At 73.2% G+C, this 26,232-nt stretch carries 19 protein-coding genes; 5 read left to right on the top strand and 14 right to left on the bottom strand.

All coding sequences use genetic code 11. The features are described from left to right. Positions 1-55: 55 nt before the first annotated feature. Both ACWEO5_RS18800 and ACWEO5_RS18805 read left to right on the top strand, forming a co-directional pair. Entirely contained in the window at positions 56-280 is a 225-nt protein-coding gene (locus ACWEO5_RS18800) for a tautomerase family protein (protein ID WP_452163415.1), read from the top strand. 102 nt (positions 281-382) lie between these two features. Then, the gene (locus ACWEO5_RS18805) at positions 383-1,117 is read left to right on the top strand and encodes a TetR/AcrR family transcriptional regulator (protein ID WP_452163416.1); all 735 of its coding nucleotides are present in this window, start codon (positions 383-385) and stop codon (positions 1,115-1,117) included. A 7-nt stretch (positions 1,118-1,124) separates the two neighbouring features. Here ACWEO5_RS18805 and ACWEO5_RS18810 read toward each other — a convergent pair whose 3' ends face one another. Next, positions 1,125-1,523, bottom strand: a complete 399-nt coding sequence (locus ACWEO5_RS18810; protein ID WP_452163417.1) for a VOC family protein — start codon at positions 1,521-1,523, stop codon at positions 1,125-1,127. Positions 1,524-1,703: 180 nt separating this feature from the next. On the opposite strand from ACWEO5_RS18810, the gene ACWEO5_RS18815 reads away from it, so the two are divergent. Further along, positions 1,704-2,786: a helix-turn-helix transcriptional regulator gene (locus ACWEO5_RS18815; RefSeq protein ID WP_452163418.1), complete on the top strand. Its 1,083-nt coding sequence runs from the start codon at positions 1,704-1,706 to the stop codon at positions 2,784-2,786. Positions 2,787-2,814: 28 nt separating this feature from the next. Here ACWEO5_RS18815 and ACWEO5_RS18820 read toward each other — a convergent pair whose 3' ends face one another. The 6 genes from ACWEO5_RS18820 to ACWEO5_RS18845 form a co-directional block, all read right to left on the bottom strand. Further along, positions 2,815-3,366 carry a DUF1697 domain-containing protein gene (locus tag ACWEO5_RS18820; protein WP_452163419.1) on the bottom strand — a complete coding sequence of 184 codons (552 nt, stop codon included), beginning with the start codon at positions 3,364-3,366 and terminating at the stop codon, positions 2,815-2,817. 55 nt (positions 3,367-3,421) lie between these two features. Next, entirely contained in the window at positions 3,422-4,462 is a 1,041-nt protein-coding gene (locus ACWEO5_RS18825; protein ID WP_452163420.1) for an NAD(P)-dependent alcohol dehydrogenase, read from the bottom strand. A gap of 57 nt (positions 4,463-4,519) precedes the next feature. Beyond that, entirely contained in the window at positions 4,520-5,275 is a 756-nt protein-coding gene (locus tag ACWEO5_RS18830; RefSeq protein WP_452163421.1) for an SDR family NAD(P)-dependent oxidoreductase, read from the bottom strand. A gap of 69 nt (positions 5,276-5,344) precedes the next feature. Next, positions 5,345-6,040: an acyl-CoA-like ligand-binding transcription factor gene (locus ACWEO5_RS18835; protein ID WP_452163422.1), complete on the bottom strand. Its 696-nt coding sequence runs from the start codon at positions 6,038-6,040 to the stop codon at positions 5,345-5,347. A gap of 149 nt (positions 6,041-6,189) precedes the next feature. Next, positions 6,190-6,942, bottom strand: a complete 753-nt coding sequence (locus tag ACWEO5_RS18840) for a hemerythrin domain-containing protein (protein WP_452163423.1) — start codon at positions 6,940-6,942, stop codon at positions 6,190-6,192. 210 nt (positions 6,943-7,152) lie between these two features. After that, positions 7,153-8,184, bottom strand: a complete 1,032-nt coding sequence (locus tag ACWEO5_RS18845) for an alpha/beta hydrolase (protein WP_452163424.1) — start codon at positions 8,182-8,184, stop codon at positions 7,153-7,155. Between the two features lie 394 nt (positions 8,185-8,578). On the opposite strand from ACWEO5_RS18845, the gene ACWEO5_RS18850 reads away from it, so the two are divergent. After that, positions 8,579-9,325, top strand: a complete 747-nt coding sequence (locus ACWEO5_RS18850; protein ID WP_452163425.1) for an SDR family oxidoreductase — start codon at positions 8,579-8,581, stop codon at positions 9,323-9,325. 246 nt (positions 9,326-9,571) lie between these two features. Here ACWEO5_RS18850 and ACWEO5_RS18855 read toward each other — a convergent pair whose 3' ends face one another. The 6 genes from ACWEO5_RS18855 to pulA all read right to left on the bottom strand — a co-directional run bounded on the left by ACWEO5_RS18855 (position 9,572) and on the right by pulA (position 23,755). Next, entirely contained in the window at positions 9,572-11,731 is a 2,160-nt protein-coding gene (locus ACWEO5_RS18855; RefSeq protein ID WP_452163427.1) for a carbohydrate binding domain-containing protein, read from the bottom strand. 313 nt (positions 11,732-12,044) lie between these two features. After that, entirely contained in the window at positions 12,045-13,226 is a 1,182-nt protein-coding gene (locus ACWEO5_RS18860) for a macrolide family glycosyltransferase (RefSeq protein ID WP_452163428.1), read from the bottom strand. Positions 13,227-13,514: 288 nt separating this feature from the next. Continuing rightward, positions 13,515-13,853: a P-II family nitrogen regulator gene (locus tag ACWEO5_RS18865; protein WP_014135467.1), complete on the bottom strand. Its 339-nt coding sequence runs from the start codon at positions 13,851-13,853 to the stop codon at positions 13,515-13,517. Then, complete coding sequence (locus ACWEO5_RS18870) at positions 13,850-15,181, bottom strand: ammonium transporter (protein ID WP_452163429.1); 1,332 nt, start codon at positions 15,179-15,181, stop codon at positions 13,850-13,852. The genes ACWEO5_RS18865 and ACWEO5_RS18870 overlap by 4 nt, the downstream gene beginning before the upstream one ends. A 196-nt stretch (positions 15,182-15,377) precedes the next feature. Continuing rightward, positions 15,378-17,729 carry a M4 family metallopeptidase gene (locus ACWEO5_RS18875; RefSeq protein ID WP_452163430.1) on the bottom strand — a complete coding sequence of 784 codons (2,352 nt, stop codon included), beginning with the start codon at positions 17,727-17,729 and terminating at the stop codon, positions 15,378-15,380. Between the two features lie 449 nt (positions 17,730-18,178). Next, the gene (pulA, locus tag ACWEO5_RS18880) at positions 18,179-23,755 is read right to left on the bottom strand and encodes a pullulanase-type alpha-1,6-glucosidase (protein ID WP_452163431.1); all 5,577 of its coding nucleotides are present in this window, start codon (positions 23,753-23,755) and stop codon (positions 18,179-18,181) included. Between the two features lie 320 nt (positions 23,756-24,075). Here pulA and ACWEO5_RS18885 point away from each other — a divergent pair, with 320 nt between their 5' ends. Beyond that, complete coding sequence (locus ACWEO5_RS18885) at positions 24,076-25,026, top strand: phosphatase PAP2 family protein (protein ID WP_452163432.1); 951 nt, start codon at positions 24,076-24,078, stop codon at positions 25,024-25,026. A gap of 117 nt (positions 25,027-25,143) precedes the next feature. Here the strand turns inward: ACWEO5_RS18885 and ACWEO5_RS18890 are convergent. After that, a partial coding sequence (locus tag ACWEO5_RS18890; RefSeq protein WP_452163433.1) for a [protein-PII] uridylyltransferase family protein occupies positions 25,144-26,232 on the bottom strand: 1,089 nt, incomplete at its 5' end.

Genomic DNA, 26,232 nt, shown 5'->3' on the forward strand with positions numbered 1-26,232 from the left:
CGTCCCGCTCCACCCGCTCCACCCCGTCCCATCCCGTCCGCACGAGGAGAACTCCATGCCTTTCGCCAACTTCAAGGTTCCCGCCGGCACCCTGGCCCCGGCGCAGAAGCAGCTGATCGTCGACCGCGTCACCGACCTGTACGCCGAGGTCTACGGCGAACGCGCCCGGCAGAACACCATGGTGCTGGTCGAGGAGGTCGCCGACGGCGGCTGGGGCATCGGCGGCCACGTCATGACCGCCGACATGATCAACGGAGTCGGCACCGCCCCGACCGCGTAGCGGCGTCGCCCCGGGCCCGGCCGAGGCGGCAACGGCGCCGGGCCGGGGCGGACCCGCTCTCCACTACGCTGGCGCGGGCAGCGAGGAACCGAGGAGCAGGCCATGAGCGACGCCACCACCGGCAGCACCCCCCGGGGGACGGGCGACCTGCGCTCCCGGATGCTGGAGGCCGCCGAGGACCTGCTGGAGGAGTCCCCCGACAACGACGTCTCGACCCGCGCCGTCTGCGAGGCGGTCGGCGTGAAGCAGCCCGTGCTGTACCGGCTGTTCGGCGACAAGAACGGCCTGCTGACCGCGCTGGTCGCGCACGGCTTCGAGCGCTACATCGGCCGCAAGCAGAGCCTGGCCGTCACCGCCGACCCGGTCGCCGACCTGCGCGCGGGCTGGGACGACCACCTGGACTTCGCGCTCTCCAACCGGGCGCTGTACCGGCTGATGTTCTCGCCGGTGCTGCCCGAGGTGCCGGACACCGCCGCCCGGATCTTCGAACTGCTCAAGCGGACCCTGGAGCGGTGCGCGGCGGTCGGCGCGCTGCGGATCCCCACCGACGAGGCCGCGCAGACGATCCTGGCCGCCAACGTCGGCGTCACCCTGAGCCTGCTCTCCCAGCCGGAACGGTTCGCCGACCCGGCCCTGCCGACCCGGGTCCGGGACGCGGTGTTCGCCGCCTGCCTGGACGAGTCGGCCGCCGCGGCCGCCCCCGAGGAGGACCGGCTCGCCGCCGCCGCCCGCCAGTTGGAGGCCCAGCTGAAGCAGCGGACCGGCCCGCTGGGCGAGGCCGAGACCGCCCTGCTGCTGGTCTGGCTGGACACCCTCCAGCGCCCCTCCGACTCCTGACGGACCGTCAGACCCCTTGCCGGGCCCGGGCTTCCGGCGTCACCGGCGTGAAGAGGTTGACCAGGGTGCCGTCCGGGTCGCGGAGCAGCAGCGAGCGGTTGCCCCACGGCAGGGTGGCCGGTCCGCTGACGAACTCCGCGCCGGCCTCGGCCAGTCGGCGGTGCAGCAGGTCGACGTCCTCGACCAGGAACTCCACGATGGCGCTGCGGTTCGCGGCCGGCTCGGCCGAGCCCGGAGCGAACAGCGGCACGGTGCGGGTGCTGCCGATCGCCAACGTCCCGGCGGGCGTGCGGAGTTCGGCGAATTCGGGGGTGGGCCGGACGGCGGTCAGGCCGGTGACCTGCTCGTAGAACGCGACCAGGCGGTCGACGTCGGCGGTGATCAGGCGGACCGAGACGAGGTTCATGCGGGGCTCCCGTGCAGTGTTCCAGCGGTTCCAGTACGGCGGTTCCAGTACGGCGGTTCCGGCTTCCGGCTTCCGGCTTCCGGCTTCCGGCTTCCGGCTTCCGGCTTCCGGCTTCCGGCTTCCGACGCTAGCGGTGATACCGGACGGAATCCGCCCGGTATCGGGAGGAGAATCGGCGGCATGACCCGACCCCTGGCCCGCGTCCTCGCCCTGCTGGAACTGCTGCAGTCCGGCGGCGTCCGGACCGTCGCGGAGCTGGCCGAACGGCTGGAGGTGGACGAGCGCACCGTCCGCCGGTACGTCGCGCACCTGGTCGACCTCGACCTGCCGGTGGAGTCGGTGCGCGGCCGCTACGGCGGCTACCGGCTCGCACCCGGGCACCGGATGCCGCCGCTGATGCTCACCGACGAGGAGGCGCTGGCGGCCCTGTACGGCCTGGCCGCCGCGCAGCGGGCCGGGCTGTCCGCGGCCTCCGCCGCCGCGGGCGAGACGGCCGCCGCGAAGATCCGCCGGGTGCTGCCGCCCCGGCTCGCCCACCGCCTGGACGCCCTGCTGTCGGCGCTGTCCTTCACCGCCGCGCCCGCCGCGCCCGCCGCGGCCCCCGATCCGGAGGCGCTGCTGACCGTCGCCGACGCGGTGCGCCACCGCCGCCCGCTGGCCTTCCGCTACACCCCCGCGACCGGCCCCGCCCGCGAGCCCACCGCCACCCGCACCACCGACCGCGCCGCCGACCGCACCGGCACCGCCGACCGCACCGGCACCGACGCCCGCACCGGTACCGATGCCCGCGCCGCCGACCGCATCCGCGAGCGGACCGTCCGGCCGTACGGGCTGGTGCTGCACGCGGGCCGCTGGTACCTGACCGGCTGGGACACCGGGGCCGACGCGGAGCGGCTGTTCCGGCTCGACCGGCTGGCCGCGCCGCGCCCGCTGCCGGGCACCTTCGACCCGCCCGCCGGGCCGGACCCAGCCGAACGCGTCCTGCACGCCCTGGCCACCGCCCCGCACCGGCACCGGGTCCGGCTGCGGGTCCGGGCGGACGCCGGGCTGATCCGCAGCCGGCTGCCCGCCGGGCTGGCCCTGGTCGGCGGGCCGGACGCCGAGGGCTGGTCGGACGTCGAACTGCGGGTGGCCGAACTCGACTGGCTGCCGGGCGTGTTGGCGGCCCTGGACCGTCCGTTCACGATCGTCGAGCCGGCCGGGCTCCGCGTCCTGGTCGCGGAGTTGGCCGAACGGCTGGCCGCCGCGGCCCGCCCGGACTGACCCGACCGACCGGCCCCGCGGCCCGTCCTCAGCCCTTGCGGGCCGCCGCGGCGATCTTCCCGGTGGTGTGGAAGAACCGCGAAGTCGCCTGTCCGCGGTACGACTTGGGGAACGCGGTGGCCGGGTTGCCGTTCAACCGGCCGTTGCGCAGGTGCATCACCACGAACGCCGCGTCCGCGGTGGCGCCGATCATCTCCCAGTCGCCCTTCGGCGAGGCGACCGGCAGCGCGGCCACGACCTCCTCCGGCAGCGGCTCGGACAGGAACAGCACGCACAGCCGCTGGTCCTCGCTGGGCTCCACGGCGGCGAACGGCTCCAGCGCGAGCAGCGCCTCGACCTCCCCGACCGTCCGCAGCATGACCGGCACCGGGTAGCCGAGCCCGGCCTCCAGGCCGGCTTCGATCCGGTCCGCCAGCGCCGCCCGGTCGGTCTCGGCGCTGCGGAAGAACACGTTCCCGCTCTGGATGTAGGTGCGCACCCCCTCCAGCCCCAACTCCGCGAACAGCTCCCGCAGCCGGTCCATCTTCACGGTGCGGCCGCCGACGTTGATCGCCCGTAGGAAGGCGATGTAGGTCTCCATCCGGCCGAGTGTAGGCGCGGCCACCGACGGCGTCCGTGGCCGCGCCGACCGCGGGTCAGCCGTTCGGCAGGATCACCGCGCGCCCGTTGACCTTGCCCGCGTGCAGCCGCTCGTAGGCGAGCGGCGCCTCGTCGATGCCGTACGTCTCGACGTGCACGTCGACCGCGCCGACCCGGGCCAGGTCGAGCACCTCGATCAGCTCGGAGCGGCTGCCCCAGTACGGGGAGGTGACGGAGACCTCGTAGGGCAGCGCGCCGAAGCCGACCTCCAGGCTGCCGCCGCCGATGCCCACGATGGTGACGTCGCCCTCGACGGCGGCCAGCTGCCCGGCCAGGGCCGTGGTGGGCGGGGCACCGACGAAGTCGAAGACGGCCTGCGCGCCCAGCCCGGCGGTCAGTTCGCGGACCTTGCCCGCCGCCGCGCCGTCCGAGAGCACCGCCTCGTGGGCGCCGACCGTGCGGGCCAGCGCGAGCTTCTCCTCGGTGACGTCCAGCGCGATCACCCGGGCCGCGGTCATCGCCCGCAGCAGCTGGATCGCGACGTGCCCGAGGCCGCCGGTGCCGATGACGACCGCCGTGGAGCCGGGGACGAGCTTGGGCAGCGAGCGCTTGATGGCGTGGTACGGCGTCAGTCCGGCGTCGGTGAGCGGGACGGTGCGCACCGGGTCGAGGTCGCCGAGCGGGACGAGGTGCCGCGGGTCGTCGACGACCATGTACTCGGCCATCGCGCCGGGCGCGCCCAGCCCGGGCGGCATGATGCCGAGGTCGTTCGCACGCAGGCAGTAGTTCTCCTTGCCCTCGGCGCACTTGGCGCAGCTGCCGCAGCCCCACGGGCCGTAGACGGCGACCGACTCGCCCTCGCTGAGGCCGGTGACGCCCGCGCCGAGCGCGGCGACGGTGCCGACGCCCTCGTGGCCGAGGGTCAGCGGCAGCGGGAACGGCAGCTGCTCGGCCGTCCAGCTCATCACCGCGATGTCGGAGTGGCAGACGCCCGCGGCGGTGACCTTCAGCAGGACCTGCCCGGGACCGGGCTCGGGGTCGGGGACGGTGACCACCTCGGGGTGGCCGCCGACGGTGCGGTACTGGACTGCCTTCATGGTTTCGACGCTCCTTCGCGCGCGGGTCCCCCGGGAAACGGCCCCCCTGGCGGTGGGTCAGCGGGCGGCGTAGCCGCCGTCGACCAGGTGGTAGCTGCCGGTGACGAAGGACGCCCGGTCCGACAGCAGGAAGGCGGTCAGCTCGGCGACCTCCTCGGCGCGGCCGAGGCGTCCGGCGGGGTGCAGCGAGATCAGCAGTTCGCGCCCGGCCGGGTCGGTGTCCTTGAGCAGCGGGGTGTCGATGAAGCCGGGGCCCACCGCGTTGACCCGCACGCCCTGCGGGGCGTACTCGATCGCGGTGGTCTTGGTCAGGCCGACCACGCCGTGCTTGGCGGCGACGTACGCGGGCGAGCCGGCGAAGCCGTTGGTGCCGAGGATGGAGGCCATGTTGACGACGGCGCCGCCGCCGGCCGCCAGGATCTCCGGCAGTTCGTAGCGCAGCGAGTAGAAGACGCCGTCCAGGTTGGTGGCCAGCACCCGGCGCCACGCCTCGGGGTCGTACTCGCCGGTGGGGGCGGACGGGCCGCCGATGCCGGCGTTGTTGACGGCGAGGCTGAGCGGGCCGAGGCCCTCGACGGTGGCCCGGACGGCGGCCTCGACCGAGGTCGGGTCGGTGACGTCGAGCTGCACGGCCAGCGCCTTGGCGCCGGTGGCCTCGATGGCGGCGGCGGCTTCGCGGGCGCCGTCCAGGTTGTAGTCGGCGATCGCGACGTTCGCGCCGCGCTCGGCGAGCAGGGTGGCGGTGGCCAGGCCGATGCCGGAGGCGCCTCCGGTGACGAGGGCGGTGCGGCCGGCGAACTCCTGGGTGGTCATGACTGGTTCCTCTCGTACGCCGCGCGAAGGGGTGGGCGCGGGTGGTGCTGGTTCCGGACCGACGGGTGGTCAGTGCGGGGGTTCGGCCGCGACCAGGTCGAAGGCGCGGTCGAGCAGGGTGGGCAGGTCGCCCGCGGGGTCGCGCACCCAGGTGCGGGTGGCGGCGTGCAGGGCGGCGACGCCGAGGCCGACGGCGACGGCGGGGCGCAGGTCGGTCTCCGGGTGCAGGCCGAGCCGGGCGGCGACCAGCCGGATCGAGCGCTCCTCCTCCGCGACCGAGATCCGCCGGAACGCGGCGGTCAGCGCGGGCTCCTCGTCGATCAGCACGAACAGGTCGCGCATGCCGGGGCGGCGGTGCCAGGCGGGGTGCTCGGGGTCGGGGTCGTGCAGCCAGGCGGCGACGGCGGCCCGGTAGGCGGCGACCGGGGTCTCGGCGGCGGGCCGGGCGGCCAGCGCCTCGTTGATCCGGGCGAAGTCGGCGCGCAGGCAGTCCAGGACGGCGTCCTCGCGGGAGCCGAAGTGGCGGCTGAAGGTGCGCCGGGAGACGTCGGCGGCGTCGGTGACGTCCTCGACGGCGAGGGCGGCGAGGCCGTGCTCCAGGGTGAGGCGCAGGGCGGCGGCGGCCAGCGCCTCCCGGGTGCGGCGGGCCTTGCGGTCGCGCCGCCCGGTCTCGCCCGGGCCGGAACCGCCCTGCCCGGGGACGCCGGGGGCGCCGGGGACACCTGCGGTGTCGGCGGTGTCGGCGGCGGGCCGGTCGGTTCTCATGCCCACCACCGTACTACCGAAAATGTCCCGGCGGGACATCAGTCCCGCCGGGACATTCCTCCCGAGCACTACCGAGCACCACCTGGCGCTCCCCGGCGCTCCCCCGCGCTGCCGGTCACCCGCCCGGCCGCCGCCCGACCGCCGCCCGGTCACTGCCCGGTCGGCCCCCACAACCGGTCGGTGCAGCGGGCGTACGTGTCGCGCCAGTGCGGCCAGTGCCGCACCGTCTCGTCGTCGCAGTCGGCGAGCAGCCGGTCGACCTGCGCCGGGTCGACGCCCTCCAGCAGCCACACCAGGGCGTCGGACGCGGACGGGCCGTCGGCCAGGCGCAGCAGGTCGAGCAGTTCGGGCAGGGTGCCGATCCGGGAGCCGGGCGGGAAGACGCCCGCCATCCGGGGCAGCAGCTGGCGCTCCTCGATCCGCAGGTGGGTCTCCACCCGGGCGGCCAGCTCCTCGACCGCGTAGGAGACCGGCCAGGCGCTGGCCGGGTCGCGGGTGGCGATGCCGACCAGGGTGGTGGTGCGGGTGAAGCACTGGTCGAGGTTGTGGTGGTCGGACTCCAACCAGTTCAGCAGCAGCCGCAGTTCGGGCGCGAAGCGGCGCAGCAGCGGCCACAGCCGGGTGTCCTGCTGCTCGTGGTGGCAGGTGATCATGGCGGTGACGAAGTCCCAGTGCCGCTTGAGCGCCTGGGCGGACTCGTGGTCCTCGGGCTGGAGCAGCCGGAGCGCCTGCGGGATGCGGGCCAGGTCGCGCCGGACGGCGGCGTGCACCAGGCGCAGTCCGGCGAACGGGAGGATCTCGACCGCCGGGGCGGCGGGCGCCGGGGCCTGCCGGACGGCGGTGCCGTCGCCCGACGGTGCCGGGGTGGTCTCGGGGCCGACGGACAGCAGGTGACGGGACATGGCGCTCTCTTCACGACGGTCTGGGGCTGGCCGGAGCGGGAGCCGCGGTGCGGCGCCCCGGTCCAGTTCTCCGGTCCACGGCTCCAGGGTGTCCACACTCCATCAGGGGCGAATGAACGACCGATTGATGCGCAGGTCAGCGCGTTTTCCAGGCGTCCCGTGACGGTTTTTGACGAAGCTTCGCCCTCGTCCGCGGGCGGTGGTCCGGGCTCAGTCGGACTCCGGCCCGGCGGTGTTGGCGGTCAGCCACTCCAGCGCGGTGGGGATCATCTTCTTGAAGTCCGAGGTGAGGTGCTTGCCGCCGGGCTGCTCGTAGTACTCCACGGTGGTGGGGGCCTTGGCCTTGGCCACCCAGTTCTTGACCAGCTTGGTCTCGTACGGGTTGGCGCCGCCCGCGGTGGCCAGCATCCGCACGTCCGCGGTGCCGGCCCCGACCAGCTGGTCGGGGCTGTTGGCCTGGCGCTCCTGCTCGTGGCCCTTCCACAGCGGCGAGTCGGGGTTCCAGTAGCCGTCGATCGGGACGGCCGCCTTGAACACCTCGGGGTGCTGGAGCGCCAGCTTGGCGCTGCAGAACGCGCCGGTGGAGGCGCCCATCACGGCCCAGCCGTCGCGGCCCCTGAGGGTGCGGAAGTTGGCCCGGACGAAGTCCGGGATGTCCTCGGCCATCCAGGTGCCGATCTTCGGCTGGCCGGGGATGTCGGCGCACTCCAGCGCCTTGGACTCGTTGGAGTCGAGGTTCTGCACCGGCATGATCATGATGAACGGGTGGGCCCGGCCCTCGGCGACCAGCTGCTGGTCGATCTCCTGGATCGGCAGCTGGTCGTCGGTCCAGGTGTTGTACCCGGCGCTCTGCCCGCCCGCGTACAGGGTCAGCACCGGGAAGCCGGTCTTCGCGTACTTCGGGTCGTCGTACTGCGGGGGCAGCCAGACCCAGACCTTGCCGCTGACCCCGGACTTGGCGCCGGCCAGGGTGGTCATCATGATCGGGCCGGCCCCGGTGTCGCGGACCTCGGAGAGCCGGGCGGCCGGGCCGGTCGGCATCAGCACCTTGGACGGCTTCGGCGGGGGGCTGCTGCTGGCGGGCGCGGCGGGCGCGGCGGAACCGTGGTCGGTGGAGATCGCCGCCCGGGCGTCGGCGGCGCCGCCGCCGGAACCGCCGCAGGCGGCGAGCGGGGCGGCGAGGACGAGCAGGGCGGCGGCCGCCCACGGGCGGCGGACGGCGGTGCGGGGCTGCGGCAGCACGGTGGTCTCTCCGGGCGGAGGGCCGGCCCGGCAGCCGGGCGGGGCCCTGGTCAGTGTGTGTCGGGAGGGCCGCGACGCTTCCACCGGCACACCCCGGGTGCGGCCCCGGCCGCACGCGCTGCGGCGGTCCGGGCCTCCCGTGATCCTATGACGTGCCGTCCCCCGGAGCCGGTTGCGACGGGGCCCGGGACCCGCCGTCCGGCGGGGGTGGTTCCGGCCGGTCGGCGGGGGTGCGGGGGCCCGGCGGCGGGGGTGCGGGCGGCCCGGCGGGGGTGCGGGCGGCCCGGCGGCGGGATTGGACGTTCCTCCGGCTGACGCGGCGCCGCGCTCCGGCGATCATGGGGTTCCGCGCCCGGAGCCCGCGCGGCCGGAAACCACCCCGAGGAGTGTGCGCGTGTCCCAGCAGGTTGCCGTCATCACCGGTGCGGGCAGCGGCGTCGGCCGCGCCGTGGCCCGCGAACTCGCCTCGGCCGGCTGGCGGCTGGTGCTGGTCGGACGCCGGGCCGCGCCGCTGGCGGAGACCGCCGCCGGGCTCGGCCCGGACCGGGTGCTGACGGTGCCCGCCGACGTCACCGACGAGGAGCGGGTGGAGGCGCTGTTCGACGCCGCGACCGGGCACTTCGGCCGGATCGACCTGCTGTTCAACAACGCCGGGACGTTCGGCCGCCCCGCGCCGGTGGAGGAGGTGACGGCGGCCGATTGGCGGGCCGTGGTGGACCTCAACCTGACCGGCGCGTTCCTCTGCGCGCGCGCCGCGTTCCGCCGGATGAAGGAGCAGGACCCGCAGGGCGGACGGATCGTCAACAACGGCTCGGTCTCCGCCCACGTGCCGCGCCCGTACGCCGTCGCCTACACCGCGACCAAGCACGCCGTCACCGGCCTGACCCGCGCCCTGTCGCTGGAGGGCCGCCCGTACCGGATCGCCTGCGGGCAGATCGACATCGGCAACGCGGCCACCGACATGACGGCGGCGATGAGCACCGGGGTGCGGCAGGCGGACGGCCGGATCGCGCCCGAACCGACCATGGACGTCGCGGACGTGGCCCGGACGGTCCGTCACATGGCCGAGCTGCCGCTGGAGGCGAACGTGCAGTTCGCCACTGTGATGGCCACCGCGATGCCGTACGTCGGCCGGGGCTGAGCGGCGGGGCCCGGCCCCGGCCGCCCGGCCCACTCGTCGGGCGAGCACCGGTGGCGCGGCCGCGGCCCGGGTGGGTCGACGCGGTACACGCCGGTGGTGGGCCGGTGCCCGCCCGCCGGATGCCTCCGGGACGGGCGGAATCCCGGCTCCCCCGGAGCCGGGATTCCATCCGTTCGGGCGGTTCGGCCGCCCGGGCCGTGACCCGCCGGCCACCGACCACCGGCTACCGGCTACCGGCTACCGGGCTCAGCTGCGCCAGGTGTCGTTCAGCGTGACCTTGCCGCTCGCCGGGACGGTCGCGGTGCGGTTGGCGCCGCTCTCCCAGGTGACGTTCCCGGCGGCGTCCTTGCGGACGTACTTGTACTGGACGGCGGTGCCCGCGTTCAGCGCCACGTCCAGCTTCCACACCGGGTAGGCGGCGGAGGAGAGCAGCAGCGCCTTCGAGGTGTCCCAGCCGCCCAGTTCGGCCGCGTCGCCGACCACGTAGATGTTCTGGCCGACCGTGGTGGTGGCGTTGACCGCGAAGGACGCGCCGGAGCCGACCGACGGGGAGGAGGACGCGGACGCCGAGGCCGACGCGGAGGGCGAGGCCGAGGCCGACGGCGAGGCGGTGGCGCACGGGTCGCCGGAGCCGATCGCGCCGTCCTTGACGGTGACGTTCCCGGCGCCCAGGGCGTAGTTGTTGCCGCCGTTGTTGTCCCAGGTGCCGTTGCCGTTGTTGAAGGTGGCGGCGAGGCCGGTGGCGGTGCCGAGGCTGACGGTCTTCTTCACCCAGCCGGTGCAGGCCGCGTCCATCGCCACGCCGGGGGCGGTGGTCCAGCTGCCGCCGGTGGGCGCGTAGTGCAGGTCGTAGGCCGACCAGTTCTTGTTCGTCGAGTAGAAGACGGTGGCGCTGTTCCCGCTGCCGGTCGGGCTGCTGGACGCCGAGGCGGACGCGGAGGCGGAGGCAGACGGGGTCGGGGTCGGGGTGGCGGTGGAGCCGCCGCCCGCGCCGACGTACAGGGCGACCGCGTCGCCCGCGCCGACGGTGGCGGTGAACTTGCCGTCCGAGCCGACGGCGTAGGTCTGGCCGGTGCAGCCGCCGTTCACCGGGTCGCCGTGCTGGACGTCGCAGTAGGTGCCGGCCGGCAGCGAGGTCTGGAAGGTCTGGGTGATCGGGCCGGACTCCCGGTTGATCGCCACGTAGCCCTTGTTGCCGCGGCCGAAGCCGATCGCGTTGTTGCCGTTGGACCACCAGTTGGTCATGCCGGTGCCGGAGACCGCGTTGCGGAAGCCGACCATGTTGGCGACCTGGCGCCAGGCGTGGGTGCAGTTCCAGCCGTCCTGGTAGCAGGCGTTGACCGTGCCGCCGTTGGGCGGGCCGTCGTCGTTGCTGCTGAACGCGTAGCCGGAGTAGACGTTCGGCGAGCCGTACGGGTTCGCCAGCATGAAGACGTTGGCCAGCGTGTAGGCGGAGCCGTACTTGTAGGTGAGGGTCGAGCCGTTGCGCTCGGTGTCCCAGTTGTCGACGAAGGTGCGGGCCTGGGAGGAGCCGAGCAGGCCGCTGCCCCAGCTCTGCAGGTCGGAGATCCGGCCGCCGTTGAAGGCGCTCTTCAGCCAGGTCGCGGAGCGGAACTCGTCGACGTCGCCGTTGCCGGTGTACTCGGAGGGCTGGACGGCCTCGCCCGCGCCGTAGATGACCTCCTGCACCCAGTAGGCGTTCGGGTTGCTCGTCCTGGCCTTGATGGCGGCCAGGTCACCGGCGGCGATGTGCTTGGCGGCGTCGATCCGGAAGCCGTCGACGCCCAGGGTGAGCAGGTCGTTCAGGTAGTTGGCGATGGTCTGCTGGACGTAGCTGGAGCCGGTGTTCAGGTCGGAGAGGCCGACCAGCTCGCAGTTCTGCACGTTGGAGCGGTCGCCGTAGTTGCTGATCGACGTCCGGCAGGAGTGGAAGTCCTGGTCTTGGTAGTAGCCCGGGTAGTTGTACTTGGTGTAGTTGGTGCCGCCGGTGCCGGTGCCGCTGCCCGCGCTCATGTGGTTGACCACCGCGTCGGCGATCACCTTGACGCCCGCGGCGTGGCAGGTGTTGACCATGTTCTGGAACGAGGTGCGGTCGCCGAGCCGGCCGGCGATCTTGTAGCTGACGGGCTGGTAGGAGGTCCACCACTGGCCGCCCTGGATGTGCTCCTCGGCCGGGGAGACCTCGACGAAGCCGTAGCCCTTGGGGCCGAGGGTGTCGGTGCACGCCTTGGCGACCGAGTCGAACTTCCACTCGAAGAGGGTGGCGGTGACGTCCTTGCCGCCCGGCGGGGTGGCGGTGGCGGTGGGCGCGAGCGTGAGCCCGGCGCCGACCGAGAGGCCGAGCGCCGCGAGCGCGGTGGTGGCGGCGGCGAGGCGCCTTCTGCGGGCGGGGGCGGAGGTGGGCAAGGGGGCACTCCTGGGGGGTGGCCCGGGCCGCGGACGCAGGTCGCGGAACGGGAGGCGGCAGGGTGGGGGGGCCGCGACGGCGGGGGTGGTGCCGTCAGTGCGACAGGGGGAGGGTCGCGACTGCAAGGACGCTGCAAGAGCGTTGAAACTTGCTGGAAACTTGCAGTGGCATGACCATAGGGTCCCCCCGGACGCCCGTCAAGAGAGGTTGCACGGCCGTGACCTGCTACTGATCACCCCCGGGAACGCGCGCGCCGGCCCGCCGCTGACGGTGCGTCAACGGCGGGCCGGCGCGTTCCGGACTCCGGGGAGGTCAGCCCAGCTGCTGCTCGATCAGGTCGCAGGCCCGGGCGGTGCCGCCCTCGGAGCGCGCCCGGGCGCTCAGTTCGCGCGAGCGGGCCGCCACCGCCGGGCTCCCGGTCAGCTCGGCCAGCGCCGCCCGCAACGCCTGCGGCGTCGCGTCCGCCGTGTCGATCCGGCGGGCCACGCCGAGCTCGACCAGCCGGTCGGCGTTCATGAACTGCTCGGCGGCCTGCGGCACCGCGATCATCGGCACCCCGGCGAGCAGGCCCTCCCCGCAGCCGCCCATCCCGGCGTGCGTGACGAAGGCGTCGGCCTGCGCCAGCACCGCCCGCTGCGGCACCCAGGGGTGCACCTCGACGCCGGGCGGCACCTCGCCGAGCTCCGCCGGGTCGGTGTGCTTCCCGATCTGCAGCACCAGGTGCCAGCCGGGCAGGCCGCCGAAGGCCGCCAGGCAGTTGCGGTAGAACTCCGGCTGCCGGGTGAAGGCGGAGCCGAGCGAGACCAGCAGCACCTTCTCCGCCCCGGCCGGGCGCCGCCAACTCCCCTGCTCGGCCCGCAGGTCGAAGCACGGGCCGACGAAGTCCACCGCCTTCCGGTCGACCCGGTCGGCGTGCGGCTGCATCGCCTCGGTGATCATCGCGACGGCCCGGGCCGGGCGCCCGGAGAACTCGTCCACGTCGAGCGTGGTGGCGCCGCTGCCGGCCAGCCACTCGGCGAACCGGGCGAAGTAGGCTTCCGCGCCCGGCAGTTGGCGCAGCTGAGCGCCGATCTCGTCCTGATAGCCGTCCCAGCCGACGATCGTCGGCGAGAGCTGCACGATCGGCCGCCGCTGCGCCTCGGCCAGCGCCCGGGCCGCGTAGGCGCCGATGTCGTACAGGTAGAGGTCGGCCGGGTCGGCGTCGTAGTGCGCGCGCAGCCGGGGCAGCATGGCGATCGCGTCCTCCAGGAAGAGCCGCATGGCGCCGATGGCGTCCGCGGGCCAGTCGTGGTCGGCGACCGGCAGGGTGGAGGGGTGCGGGACGAGTTCGGCGCCGGTGGGGGCGATCAGTTCGGCGACCGCGGGGTCGTTGACGTACGTCACCCGGTGGCCGCGGGCGACGAGTTCGCGGATCACCTCCAGGCTCGGGCGGACGTGGCTGACGGCCGGGATGCCGACCATGGCGATGTGGGCACGGCGGGACGCACGGGTCATGCGGAGAGCACCTGCTTCCGTTCTACGGGGGCGTGGACAACACACCGCACCGCCGGGCGCTGCCGCGAGGGGCGCGGGCGGGCGGGACGCACGGGCTCGGGGCACTGCCCCGGCCGCGTCAGCCGTAGATCTGCTGGAAGGAGGACATACCGGGACCCTAACCCGGAACCGCCCGCCCCGCATCCGATTAACGGACGCGCCGACGGGCGCGCCAACGGGCGCGCCGGGGAACGGCGGAGGCCCCCGGGGAGACGGACTCCCGGGGGCCGCAAGCGAGTTGTCGGACCGTCAGACCGCGTCCGGCCCGCGCTCGCCGGTGCGGACCCGGACGATGCCGTCCACCGGCACCACCCACACCTTGCCGTCGCCGATCTTCCCGGTCCGGGCGGCGGCCACGATCGCGTCGGTGACCCGCTCGGCGTCCTCGTCCTCCACCACCACCTCGATCCGGACCTTGGGCACCAGGTCGATCCGGTACTCCGCGCCGCGGTAGACCTCGGTGTGGCCGTGCTGCCGCCCGTAGCCGCTGGCCTCGGTGACGGTCAGGCCGTGCACGCCGAGCTCCTGCAGCGCGGTCTTGACCTCGTCCAGCTTGAACGGCTTGACGACGGCGGTGATCAGCTTCATACCGTGCGGGTCCTGTCGGAGGCGGGCGCACCGTGCGGGTGCACGCTGGTGGCGTGGGCGCTGGCGGAGCCGTGGCCCAGGACGCCGTGATCGTACGCGTTCTCGGCGTGCACGGCGAGGTCCAGACCGGTGAGTTCGTGCTCGGGCGCGGCCCGGAAGCCCATCACCCGGTCGATCGCCAGGCCGATGCCGTACGTCGCGCCGAACGCGTACCCGGCGACCACCAGCACCGCGACCAGCTGCTTGCCGAGCTGGCCGAGGCCGCCGCCGTGCAGCAGTCCGGCGGGGCCGCCGGTCATCACGGCGGTGGCGAACACGCCGATCAGCAGAGTGCCCAGGACGCCGGCCACGAAGTGCACGCCGACCACGTCCAGCGAGTCGTCGTAGTTCAGCCGGAACTTCCAGCTGACGGCGTAGCAGCAGACCACGCCGGCGGCCAGGCCGACGACCAGGGCGCCGAACAGGTCGACGCTGCCGCAGGAGGGGGTGATGGCGACCAGTCCGGCGACCGCGCCGGAGGCGGCGCCGAGGGTGGTGGCGTGGCCGTCGCGCTTCTTCTCCACCAGCAGCCAGCCGAGCAGGCCCGCGCAGCCGGCCGCCTGGGTGTTGAGGACCGCGGCGGCGGCCAGGCCGTTGGCGCCCATCGCGGAGCCGCCGTTGAAGCCGAACCAGCCGAACCAGAGCAGGCCCGCGCCGAGCAGCACCAGCGGGAGGTTGTGCGGGCGCATCGCCTCCTTCTTGAAGCCGAGCCGCGGGCCGAGCAGCAGGGCCAGGGCGAGGCCGCTGGCGCCGCAGTCGATCTCGACGACGGTGCCGCCGGCGAAGTCGAGGGCGCCGAGGTGCTTGAGGATCCAGCCGTCGGGGGCGAACACCCAGTGCGCGACCGGCACGTAGACCAGCAGCGTCCACACCGCGGTGAAGGCGACCCAGGAGCCGAACTTGGCGCGGTCGGCGATGGCGCCGGAGATCAGCGCGGCGGTGATGATCGCGAAGGTCAGCTGGAAGGTCGCGAACAGCAGGGTGGGAACGTCCCCGGTGAGGCTGTGCGGGGTGATGCCGGACATGCCGAGGTGGTCGAGCGAGCCGATCAGGCCCCAGCCGGCGTCCGTGCCGAAGGCCAGCGAGTAGCCCGCGAGCAGCCAGACCACGGTGACCACGGCGATCGAGACGAAGCTCATCATGATCATGTTGAGCACGCTCTTGGTGCGCACCATGCCGCCGTAGAACAGCGCCAGGCCCGGCGTCATCAGCAGCACGAGCGCGGTGCAGGCCAGCAGCCAGGCGGTGTCGCCGCTGTCCAAGGTGGGTGGGGAGTCAGCGAGGAGCATGCGGGGAGTGTCGCCGGGCCGGATTTCGGGTCGCCGTCACCGGTGTTTCGGCGGTGTTTCGTGTTGCCCGGGGGTTTCCTGGATCTCACCGTCCGGACGTCCGGCGGCCGACGCCGTCGCCGACGTCCGGCGGGCGGCGCGCCGGGGCCCGGCAGCCGGAGGGGTGCGGCTGCCGGGCCCCGACGGACTACCGGGTTCAGCTGGTCTGGATCGCGGTGTCGTCGATCACGAAGGAGGTCTGCAGCGAGGAGTCCTCGACCGCGTTGAACTTCACCGTGACGCTCTGGCCCGCGTAGGCCGACAGGTTGATGCTCTTCTGGGTGTAGCCGGTGGCGGCGTTGACGTTCGAGTACGAGGCGACCGAGGTGCCGTTGACGGTGACGGTCAGCTTGTCGTAGGCGGTGGTGCCGCTCTCGGCGGTGTCGATGTGCAGCCAGTAGCTCAGCGTGGCCGAGCAGCCGGCCGGGATGGTGACGGTCTGGGCGATGCTGTCGGTGTGGGCGGAGCCGTAGCCGTCCAGCCACGCTTTCCAGGAGCCGCCGTGCGCGGCCTCGGAGGAGGAGTTGTCGACCACGCCCGAGGTGCCGGTCCAGGGGCTGGCGGTGCCGGTCTCGAAGCCGGGGTTGCCGAGCAGCTGGGCCGGGGTGCAGCCGGTGCCGCCGCCGGAGGTGACCGTCCAGGTGAAGGAGGCGGTGCCGGTCTTGTTGGCGGCGTCCTTGGCGGTGACGGTGACGCTGTACGTGCCGGCCGCGGTGGCGGTGCCGGTGATCTTGCCGGTGGAGGCGCTGATCGACAGGCCGGTGGGCAGCCCGGTGGCCGAGTAGCTGAGCGGCGCGGTGCCGCCGGAGGCCGTGATCTGCAGGCTGACGGCGCCGTTCAGCGCGGTCGACTGGTTGCCGGGGCTGGTGACGGTCGGGCCGCCGGTGCTGGGCAGCGAGCCGACGTTGACGGCGGCCCAGGCGGTGGCGGTGGCGTTGTACTCGGCCGAGCCCGCGCCGTACAGGTCGGTGGCGGCGGAGAGCATGCCGGCCCGGGCGCTCGCGTAGTTGGTGGTGGAGGTCCAGTAGGTGGTCAGCGCCCGGTACCAGATGGCGGCGGCCTTGTCCCGGCCGATGCCGGTGACGGTGATGCTGTTGACGGTGGGCGAGTTGTAGCTGACGCCGTTGATCGTCTTGGCGCCGCTGCCCTCGGCCAGCAGGTAGAAGGCGTGGTTGCCGACGCCCGAGGAGTAGTGGACGTCCTTGTTGCCGACCGTGGAGGACCAGCTGTCGGCGGACGCGCCGTCCTTGGAGGGCTTGTCCATGTAGCGCAGCGGCGTGCCGTCGCCGTTGATGTTGATCAGCTCGCCGATCAGGTAGTCCGGGTTGTCGGTGGGCAGGTTCGCGTAGAACTCGACCATGGTGCCGAACACGTCCGAGGTGGACTCGTTCAGGCCGCCGGACTCGCCCGAGTAGTTCAGGCCCGCGGTGTTGGAGGTGACGCCGTGCGTCATCTCGTGGCCCGCGACGTCGAGTTCGGTCAGCGGGTGGGTGTTGCCCGAGCCGTCGCCGTAGGTCATGCAGAAGCAGCTGTCGTCCCAGAACGCGTTGACGTAGTTGCTGCCGTAGTGCACCCGGCTGTACGCGCCGACCCCGTCGTTGCGGATGCCGTTGCGGCCGAAGGTGTTCTTGTAGTAGTCCCAGGTCGACGCGACGCCGTAGTGGGCGTCGACGGCCGCGGACTCGCCGTTGGAGACGGTGCCGTTGCCCCAGCTGTCGGTGGACTTGGAGTACAGCGTGCCGTTGCCGCTGGTCCCGTTGGCCAGGTTGGTGGTGTACATCCCGCCGCGGGTCGGGTCCTTGAGCTGGTAGTTGGAGCCGGACTGCGAGGTGCCGAGGGTGACGTTGCCGACGAAGACGCCGTTGCCGGTGCCGGTCTGCACGCCCTCCCACTTCTGGATCACGGCGCCGCTGGTGGCGTCGGTGACCACGTGCAGCTTGCTCGGGGTGCCGTCCTCCTGGACGCCGGAGACCACGGTCTCCCAGGCCAGGCGCGGGTTGTTGTCGGCGGCCCAGACCACCAGCCGGGGCGCGGTGTCCAGGGCGGAGCCGGCCTGGGCGGCCAGCGCGGCGGCCTGGCCCTTGGCGGCGGCCAGCTTCGGGGTGGTGGAGAGGCCGTCCAGCGAGGCGGAGGAGGCCCGGTCGACGCCCTTGGTGGTGCCGTTGGCGGCCTGGTGGACGATCAGGTCGCCGCCGAGGACGGGCAGTCCGCCGTAGGTGCGCTCGTAGCGGAAGTGCTGGGTGCCGTCGGCGTCCTTGGACGCGTCCTTGACCACCAGCTTCTCCTGGGCGCCCAGGCCGAGTGCCTGGGCGAACCCTGCCGAGCGGCTGCCCGCGTCGGAGATCAGCTGGGCGTGCCCGGCGGCGGCCTGCTGGGAGGCGGCCTGGCCGGCCGACGAGGGGGCGGCGGGGGCGGCCTGGGCCACCGCCGCGGGGATCGCGGTCACCAGTAGGGCGGTGGTGGCCGCGAGGGCGGCCATGCTCACGCGGGCATGCGTGCGGCGAGACATGCGGGACTCCTTTACCGACCGTCGCGGGGTCACGAGCGGTGGAGAGAATCTGGCCGCGGTTGCGGCGCAGCGGGGGCCCCTGCCGCCGGTTCGCGGCGCGGGGTGCGGTGCGGGTTCGCGGTGCCGGACGCACTGGGGTACGCGCGCCGGGGCTGCTGCCGCCGGCGTCCTCGGGGAGGAACGTTCCAGCGGGAGAGGGGAGTTGGGGCTACCTGTCGGTTCGCAGCCGGGGGAATCCTGGCAGCAAACACCATGCGAATGACAGATGCATGCCAGGGTTTGACCGATTAATGACCGCCCCGCCACCTGCCCGACGGCCCCTCATGGTCCGGCATGTGGGACGGATCCGGGAAGGTCCGTGCCAAACCTCCCCGCCCGTCATCGGTTTTCGGCCAACACGGCCAGGGGCCCCACCCGGAGGTGAGGCCCCTGTTACCGCTGGGAAACCATCAGTTCTGGACGAACACCGCGACCGTCCGGCCCGGCACCGTGAAGGTCCCCGAGGCCGGGTCGAAGGCTGCCCGCTTGACCACCGGGTCGCTGCCCTTCGCCTGCACCGCGTGCAGCTGCTGCTTGCTGCCGCGCAGGCCCGCCACGGTCTGGGTCTGCGCGGTCGGGGTGGCGTTGAAGACCACCGTGATGCCCTTCTCGGCGCCCTTCAGCCCGGTGCCGTCCAGGTGCATGGTGATCACGCCCGGGTTCTCCCCCGCGGTGCCGGACAGCGGGAAGGACAGCCGGCGCTGCACCTCCGCCGTGCTGGCCAGCGCGAACAGCGGCGAGGACTGCCGGATCTTCAGGAACTGCTGGTAGATGGCCGTGCTGGCGCCCATCTCGTTGCAGCCCGCCCGCAGCTTCGGGTCGGCCAGCAGCTGCTTGTCCCGGGCCCACATCGACTGGTTGTCGGCCGCCATCGGCAGGCCCCGGCCCCAGCCGTTGCCCTGCTTGCAGTCCCAGGAGATCGAGTTGAACCAGTCGCCGGAGTCGAAGGAGTTGGCGTCCAGCGACTTCGAGCGCAGCAGGTCGCTGCCGGCCTGGGCGAAGCCCGGGCCCTGGCTCAGCGCGGTCAGCGACAGGCCGAGCGCCTGCATCCGGGCCCGGTCGGCGGGCGAGGTGCCCTGCGGCAGCTTGAACGCCAGCGCGTCGTACAGGTCCGCGTTGTCGTGCGCGTCCAGGTACTCCACCGCCTCGCCGGGGTTGGCCGCGTAGCCGGTCGGCGAGCCGTTGTAGTCGACGCCGCCGCCGGTGACCGCCTTGCCGCTGCTGTCGGTGAACTCGTAGGCCGACAGGTTGCCGGTCAGGCCGACCTTGACCTGGTCCATCTGGTGCAGCAGCCGGGCCTTCTGCTGCTCGGGGGTGCCGTTGTCGGCCGAGCCGTTCGGGTCGGTGAACAGGCCGGAGGCGAAGCCCTGCTGCGGGGCCGAGGACAGCTCGTAGTTGCCGCCGCGCCCGGCGTCCCGGATCCGGTCGTTGAAGGTCGCGATGCCGGTGCCGGCCATGTTGACCTGGGTGGCCTGGACGAACCGGGCGTCGTTGGCCACGGTGCCGAAGTTCCAGCCCTCGCCGTACAGGAAGACGTTCTTGCCGTCGACGCCGTCCTTCTGCGGGGTCAGCGCCCGCAACGCGGACTGCACGTCCAGCATGGTCGACTTCGGGTCCAGGCCCATCAGGTCGAACCGGAAGCCGTCCACCCGGTACTGCTTGGCCCAGGTCACCACCGAGTCCACGACCAGCTTGTTCATCATGGCGTGCTCGGGTGCGGTGTCGGCGCAGCAGGAGTCGGTGGTGACCTTGCCGCTGTCGCTGAGCCGCTGGTAGTAGCCGGGGACGACCTTGTCGAGCACCGACTTGTCGTCCTGCCCGGCCGCGGCGGTGTGGTTGTACACCACGTCCAGCACCACTCGCAGGCCCGCCTCGTGCATCGCCTGCACCATCTCGCGGAACTGCTCGGTGCGCGCCGTGCCGTTCGGGTCGGTGGCGTACGAGCCCTCCGGCACCGTGTAGTGCAGCGGGTCGTAGCCCCAGTTGTAGGCGTCGTCGGCCTGCACGGCCGCCACGCACTCCTGCTGCCCGTCCGAGTCGGCGGCCAGCGCGGCCAGGTCGCAGGCCGGGAGCTTCTGGTCGGCCCGGTTCTCCCGGATGGTGGCGATGTCGAAGGTCGGCAGCAGGTGGACGGTGGTCACCCCGGCCTTGGCCAGCTCCTTCAGGTGCTGCATGCCCGCCGACCTGGACTGCGTGAACGCCAGGTAGGTGCCCCGCTCGTCGGCCGGCACGGTGCTGTCGGCGGACGAGAAGTCCCGCACGTGCAGCTCCTGGATCTGCTGCTTGACCGCCGGGATCGCCTCCGGGCTGCGGTGCTGGTCCCAGCCCTTCGGCTTGGTCGCGGCCGAGGACAGGTCGGCGACCAGGCTGCGCTTGGAGTCGGCGGCCAGCGCGGTCGAGTACGGGTCGGTGACCAGGTTGGTGACCACCTGCTGGACGCTCGGCGCCCACACCTTCACCTGGTACAGGTAGTACTTGCCGTCCAGGTCCTTGGCGTCCCCGGTCAGCGACCAGACGCCGGTCGCGTCGTCCCGCTTCAGCGGCAGGGTCTTCGGGGTGCCGCCGCTCGCCTTGTCGAACAGCTGCACCGCGACGTCGGTGGCGGTCGGCGCCCACAGCGACAGCGTCACCCGGCGCTTGTCGCCCTTGTCCTTGCCGTTCCCGTTGCCGTTGCCGTTGCCGTTGCCGTTGTTGCCCTTGCCCTGGTCGCCCGAGTACACCGGGCCGAGCTGCGCGGAGGCCGCCTTGGCCGCGTACAGGTCGTCCAGCACGCCGGGGGTCTGCACGCCGGTGGCGGCCAGCGCGGCGCCGTTGGGCAGGTGCTCGGTGAACACCACCTGGGCGCGCAGCGCGGCGGTGATCCGGCCCGCGTCGCGCGGGTCGACGGTGAACGCCCGGTACCCGGCCAGGTGCGGGAACTTCGCCTTCTGCGCGTCGGTGAGGCCGGCCGCCGGGTCGAGCCGGATCCAGTGGCCCGGCTTGGACAGCACGCCCTTGTCGACGCTCAGTCCGCCCTCGGGGTCGTAGATCAGCTGGGCGCTGGTGCCGCCCTTCAGCTGGGCGTCCGCCGCACCGTAGTTGGCGGGCACCACGACGGTCCTGGCGTCGATCCACTGGGCCTTGGCCGAGCCCAGGTCGAGCTGGGAGGAGGTGCCGGCGCTCTGCGGCAGCAGGTGGCCCTCCTGCCCGCCGACGATCCAGATCTCCCGGCCGGAGGTGGCGAAGTCGAGCGACTGGTCCTGCGGCAGGTCCTTGTCGCCGCCGTTGTGGATGATGTAGCTGAGGCTGGTCGCGCCCTCGGCCAGCGGCACCTCGAAGACCGCGCCGAACGCGTCCTGCCGGGCGGGCATCAGCGGGTTGCCCCAGTCGGTGGGGGTGGCCGCGCCGGTCCAGTCGTGCAGGCCCCAGCCGGTGTAGTCACCGTCGGCCCGCCGGTAGTGGATGACCGCCTTGCCCTCCGGCACCGGCTGCGCGCCGTCCGGGTTCGCGGTGCGGACGGTGGCGTCACCCTCCTTGATCCACACCTCGCCGGTGGCGGAGATGTCGATGTGCCGGTCCTGGTCGACGTCCTTGGTGCCGTTGTTCTCCACCACGAACCCGACGTCGGACGCCCCGCCCTTGAGCTTCACGTACGCGAACGCGCCGTAGGCGTCCCGCCCGACGAAGCCGTGCCCCTCCGGCCAGGTGGTCGCCTCGCCGTCGGCGAGGTCGCCCCAGGCGTAGAGGTTCCAGCCGTCGTAGTTCCCGTCCTGCCGCTGGTAGTGCACCACCGCGTACTCGCGGGTCACCGCGCTCGGCGCGGGGGTCGGCGCCTGCTGCCCGGTGGTGAACTGCCCGGTGGTGGAGGCCAGCCGGCCCGCCGAGTCCTCGACGACGGCCTTGAACCGGACGACGGTGCCCGGCGCGACCCCGTCCAGGTTCTGCGTGACGCGGTACGTCCCGTTGTCGGCGGTGCCGAGCGTCTGCCAGGCCCCGTCCCCGACCTGCGCGGCGAAGGTGACCCGGTTGAAGCCGCCGCCGGGCACGTCCGCGCCCAGCGTGACGGTGCCGTACGAGCCGTCGGCGGGCGCGCTCGCCGTGATCGACGGACCGGCCGCCGGCTTGGCCAGCTTGTGCTTGGCCTTCAGCACCACCGAGGACATCGCCGGGACGGTGACCGTCACCTTGCCGTCCGCCCCGCTGGTGACCTTGCCGCCGATGCCGTACAGGCCGTCGAAGTCCATGCCCGCGGAGAAGGTGTCCAGCGTGACGGTCTTCGCCTCGGTGGCGTTGTTGACCGCCGCCAGGTACTCGACCTGCTCCTTGGCGTCGATCCGGGAGAACGCGTACACGCCCGGCCCGTCGGCCGCGTACCGCTCGACCTGGGCGCCGTCGGCCAGCGCCGGGTTGTCCTTGCGCAGCTTCGCCAGGCCGGTGATGCCCCGGTAGAGCGCGCCGTCCTCGCCGTAGCGGTCCTTCGAGCCGGAGGCGCCGCCGATCACGGTGTCGGTGTTGTACGAGGGGGTCTTCGAGGCGAACATGTCCTGCCGGGCGTCCTTGTCGCCGCCCGCACCGGTGAAGCCCTGCTCGTCGCCGTAGTAGACCACCGGCTGGCCGCGGGTGAGGAACTGCAGCTCGTTGGCCAGCCGGTCCTTGGCCAGCAGCGCGTCGTTCGAGGCGCCCGGGTTGTCGGTCTGCAGGAAGGAGCCGAACCGGCCCATGTCGTGGTTGCCGAGGAAGGTCGGCAGCTCGTAGGCGTCGGTGTCGGCGGTGGTGTACCGGTAGTCCTGCGCGTACAGCTCGCTGAGCGCCTTGGCCGAGCCGTTCTGCGAGACGTACTTGCGGGCCGCCTCCTGGAACGCGAAGTCCAGGGTGGCCTGCAGCTTGCCCTGGGTGACGTACGGGGAGGTGATCGCCGGGTCGCCCGAGTACACCTCGCCGAACATGAAGAACTTCTTGTTGCCCTGCTGGGCGGCGAACTGCTTCAGCGCGGGCGCCCACTGCTCCCAGAACGCCAGGTTGACGTGCTTGACGGTGTCGATCCGGAAGCCGTCGACGCCGGTCTCGGCGACCCACTGCTGGTAGATCTTCTCCATCCCCGCGACGACCTTGGGGTTCTGGGTGTCCAGGTCGTCCAGGCCGGAGAAGTCGCCCTCGGTCGCGGACTCGCCGACGAAGGTCGAGTTGCCGCGGTTGTGGTAGAGCGACGGGTCGTTCAGCCAGGACGGGGTCTTGGCGGTCGCGCCCGCCTGGTCGCGCAGCACCGGGGTGTAGGGGAAGGAGTCCTTGGTGATGCTCGGCCACTGCGCCCGGGCGTCGGCGACCGCGGTCTCGTCGACCGGGTTGCCGTCCGCGTCGAGGGTCGGGTAGGCGCCCTCGGAACGGTAGTCGTACGTCTTCTCCGCGTAGTCGATGACGTCGGCGGTGTGGTTGGTGATGACGTCGAAGAAGACCTTGATGCCGCGCTTGTGCGCCTTGTCGATCAGCTCCTTGAGCTGGGCGTTGGTGCCGAAGTGCGGGTCGACCTGGGTGAAGTCGGTGATCCAGTAGCCGTGGTAGCCGGCCGAGGCGTCCGCGCCGGCGCCCTGCACGGGCTGGTTCTTGAAGATCGGCGCCATCCAGATCGCGGTGGTGCCGAGGTCCTGGATGTAGTCGAGCTTGTCGATCAGGCCCTGCAGGTCACCGCCGTGGTAGAAGCCCTTGTCGGCCGGGTCGAGGCCGTTGTCCATCCGGCCGCCGGTGATGCCGCCGGTGTCGTTGGCGGTGCTGCCGTTGGCGAAGCGGTCCGGCAGCACGAAGTAGAACTGCTCGCGGGTCAGGTCGTGCCGGGCCGCGGTGGCCGCCAGGTCCTTGTCGGACGGCGGGGCGGGCGGGGTGGACGCGGCCGCGGCGAACGGCACGGCGCCCAGGGTGGCGGCGATCAGCGAGGCCGCGACCAGGACGGCGGCCCGTCCGGGGCGGCGGTACGGGGTGGTGCGGCGCTGGGGGCGGAACGGGGCGTCGGCCACGGCAGGGCTCTCCCTCGGGGGCGCTCGGGCAAGGGGTGGGTGGCGTGGAACCTAGCGCCCTGCAAGATGTTTCAGCAAGATGCGAAAGGGGTTTCCGGCCCGAGTCATACCGAGTCGTGACCTGAGCCCCTCCCCGCGGCCCGGGTGGGTGCGTGTCCGAACCAGACCCCGGTTCGACCCCTGGTAACCCGCGCGCCACAATGGAGCGCATGCGCCTCGAAAACCGATCGACCCCTACCCCCGTGGGGGGACAGTCGGTGAAGAATCCCCGACCAGAGGATGAGCAAGCGGCCACAGCCGGTCTGGCAGACTTCTCCTCCATGGGGGAACCGACCGAGATCCAGACAGCCGGCGCCGAACGTGCCGACCGGACCACGCACGACGGTTCCGAACCGGGAACGGAGCACACCCCCCGTCAGCCCGGCGGAGCCACCCGCGTCGCCCAGTCGCCCGCCGCCGCCGTCCGCAACCGCCTGCGCGAGCAGCGCCGCAGCCCGCGCCGTCCGCACCTGCTCTTCGAACTCGCCCTGATCGGCCTCAGCTACTGGCTGTACTCGCTGGTCCGCAACGCCGTCCCGGAGCAGGCCGAGATCGCCCAGAAGCACGCGACCTGGGTCTGGAACCTGGAGCACACCCTCGGCATCGCCGTGGAGCGCTCCGTCAACCACGGCGTGAACTCGGTGACCTGGCTCATCGTCGGGATGAACTACTACTACGCCACCCTGCACTTCATCATCACCATCGGCGTGCTGGTCTGGCTCTACCGCTCCCACCCCGGCCGCTACGCCGCCTCCCGGACGGTGCTGTTCATCACCACCGGCATCGCCCTGGTCGGCTTCTACTGCTTCCCGCTGGCCCCGCCCCGCCTGATGACCGGCGGCGGCTTCCTCGACACCGTCACGCTCCACCAGACCTGGGGCTCGCTGGCCTCCGGCGCCGGGGCGACGGTCTCCAACCAGTACGCCGCGATGCCCTCGATGCACATCGGCTGGTCCACCTGGTGCGGCCTGACCGTCTTCTTCCTGGCCCGCCGCACCTGGGTCCGCCTGCTCGGCCTCGCCTACCCCGTGGTCACCCTGAGCGTGATCGTCTCCACCGCCAACCACTTCTGGCTGGACGCGGTCGGCGGCCTGGTCTGCCTCGCCGTCGGCTTCCTCGCCGCCCGCCTGCTCTACCACACCTGGGTCTACCGCCTGCCCCGCAGGCCCGGCGACCCGGTCCGCCGGGAGCTCACCGTCCCCGCCCAGTGGGACACCAAGGTCAACGCGTAGGGCCCGCGGCCCGGAACGCGCGGAACCGCGCGACCGGCCACGCACCCCCCGGAGGACCGCGGCACAGGACGGACCCGCCACCTGCGCCGCGGTCCTCCGGCACGTCCGGGGCCCGTGCTACTCCCCGCCGTAGAACAGCCGCTCCACCACCCGGCGCGCGCGCCGCGTCGTCCGCCGGTACTCGTCCACCAGCTCCCCCGAGTGCCCCACCCCGTAGCCCAGGTAGCGCGCCACCCCCGCCAGCTCCCGGGCGTCGCCGGGGAAGCTGTCCCCGGCCCGCCCGCGCACCAGCATCACCGCGGCGCGCACCCGGGAGGCCAGCACCCAGGCCGCGTCCAGCACCTCCGCGTCCTCCCGGTCGACCAGGCCCGCCGCCGCCGCGGCGGCCAGCGCCGCCCGGGTGCGGGTGGTGCGCAGGGCGGGCAGCTCGTGGCCGTGCCGGAGCTGGAGCAGCTGCACCGTCCACTCGACGTCGGCCAGCCCGCCGCGGCCGATCTTGGTGTGGGTGGTGGGGTCGGCGCCGCGCGGCAGCCGCTCGGACTCGATCCGGGCCTTGATCCGGCGGATCTCCACCAGGTCCCGGTCGGGGACGCCCGCGCCGGGGTAGCGCAGCGGGTCGATCAGCTCGCGGAAGCGCTCCCCCAGCTCCGCGTCCCCGGCCGTCGCCTCGGCCCGCAGCAGCGCCTGGCTCTCCCAGGCGTGCGACCAGCGCGCGTAGTACGCCGCGTACGAGCCGAGGGTGCGCACCAGCGGGCCGTTGCGGCCCTCGGGGCGCAGGTCGGCGTCGACCAGCAGCGGGGGTTCGACGGACGGGGAGGCCAGCAGGGTGCGCAGTTCGCCGATCACCTCGCGGGCGGCCCGCGCGGCCTCCTCGTCGGGGACGCCGGGCTTCGGCTCGTGCACGAACAGCACGTCCGCGTCCGAGCCGTAGCCGAGTTCGTGGCCGCCGAACCGGCCCATCGCGACGATCGCGATCCGGGTGGGCAGTTCGCCGCCCCGGGCCTCCCAGCCGTCGGTGGCGGCGCGCAGCGCGCCCTGCAGGGTGGCGGCGGTGATCGAGGTGAGTGCCTCGCCCGCGAGGTCGAGGGCGCGGGCCGGGTCCTCGTCGAGCCGGCCGAGCACGTCGGCGGCGGCGGTGCGGAACAGTTCGCGGCGCCGGACCGCCCGCGCGGCGGCGATGCCCGCGGTCGGCCGCTCCGGCGGCCC

This window comes from Kitasatospora sp. NPDC004272 (assembly GCF_053603035.1).

Coding starts and splice junctions, on each gene's coding strand:
- ACWEO5_RS18830 (WP_452163421.1), bottom strand. CDS start 5,275: ATGACCACCCAGGAGTTCGCCGGCCGCACCGCCCTCGTCACCGGAGGC.
- ACWEO5_RS18870 (WP_452163429.1), bottom strand. CDS start 15,181: ATGCTCCTCGCTGACTCCCCACCCACCTTGGACAGCGGCGACACCGCC.
- ACWEO5_RS18825 (WP_452163420.1), bottom strand. CDS start 4,462: ATGAAGGCAGTCCAGTACCGCACCGTCGGCGGCCACCCCGAGGTGGTC.
- ACWEO5_RS18805 (WP_452163416.1), top strand. CDS start 383: ATGAGCGACGCCACCACCGGCAGCACCCCCCGGGGGACGGGCGACCTG.
- ACWEO5_RS18885 (WP_452163432.1), top strand. CDS start 24,076: ATGGGGGAACCGACCGAGATCCAGACAGCCGGCGCCGAACGTGCCGAC.
- ACWEO5_RS18820 (WP_452163419.1), bottom strand. CDS start 3,366: ATGGAGACCTACATCGCCTTCCTACGGGCGATCAACGTCGGCGGCCGC.
- ACWEO5_RS18875 (WP_452163430.1), bottom strand. CDS start 17,729: ATGTCTCGCCGCACGCATGCCCGCGTGAGCATGGCCGCCCTCGCGGCC.
- ACWEO5_RS18860 (WP_452163428.1), bottom strand. CDS start 13,226: ATGACCCGTGCGTCCCGCCGTGCCCACATCGCCATGGTCGGCATCCCG.
- ACWEO5_RS18815 (WP_452163418.1), top strand. CDS start 1,704: ATGACCCGACCCCTGGCCCGCGTCCTCGCCCTGCTGGAACTGCTGCAG.
- ACWEO5_RS18865 (WP_014135467.1), bottom strand. CDS start 13,853: ATGAAGCTGATCACCGCCGTCGTCAAGCCGTTCAAGCTGGACGAGGTC.
- ACWEO5_RS18810 (WP_452163417.1), bottom strand. CDS start 1,523: ATGAACCTCGTCTCGGTCCGCCTGATCACCGCCGACGTCGACCGCCTG.
- ACWEO5_RS18840 (WP_452163423.1), bottom strand. CDS start 6,942: ATGTCCCGTCACCTGCTGTCCGTCGGCCCCGAGACCACCCCGGCACCG.
- ACWEO5_RS18835 (WP_452163422.1), bottom strand. CDS start 6,040: ATGAGAACCGACCGGCCCGCCGCCGACACCGCCGACACCGCAGGTGTC.
- ACWEO5_RS18800 (WP_452163415.1), top strand. CDS start 56: ATGCCTTTCGCCAACTTCAAGGTTCCCGCCGGCACCCTGGCCCCGGCG.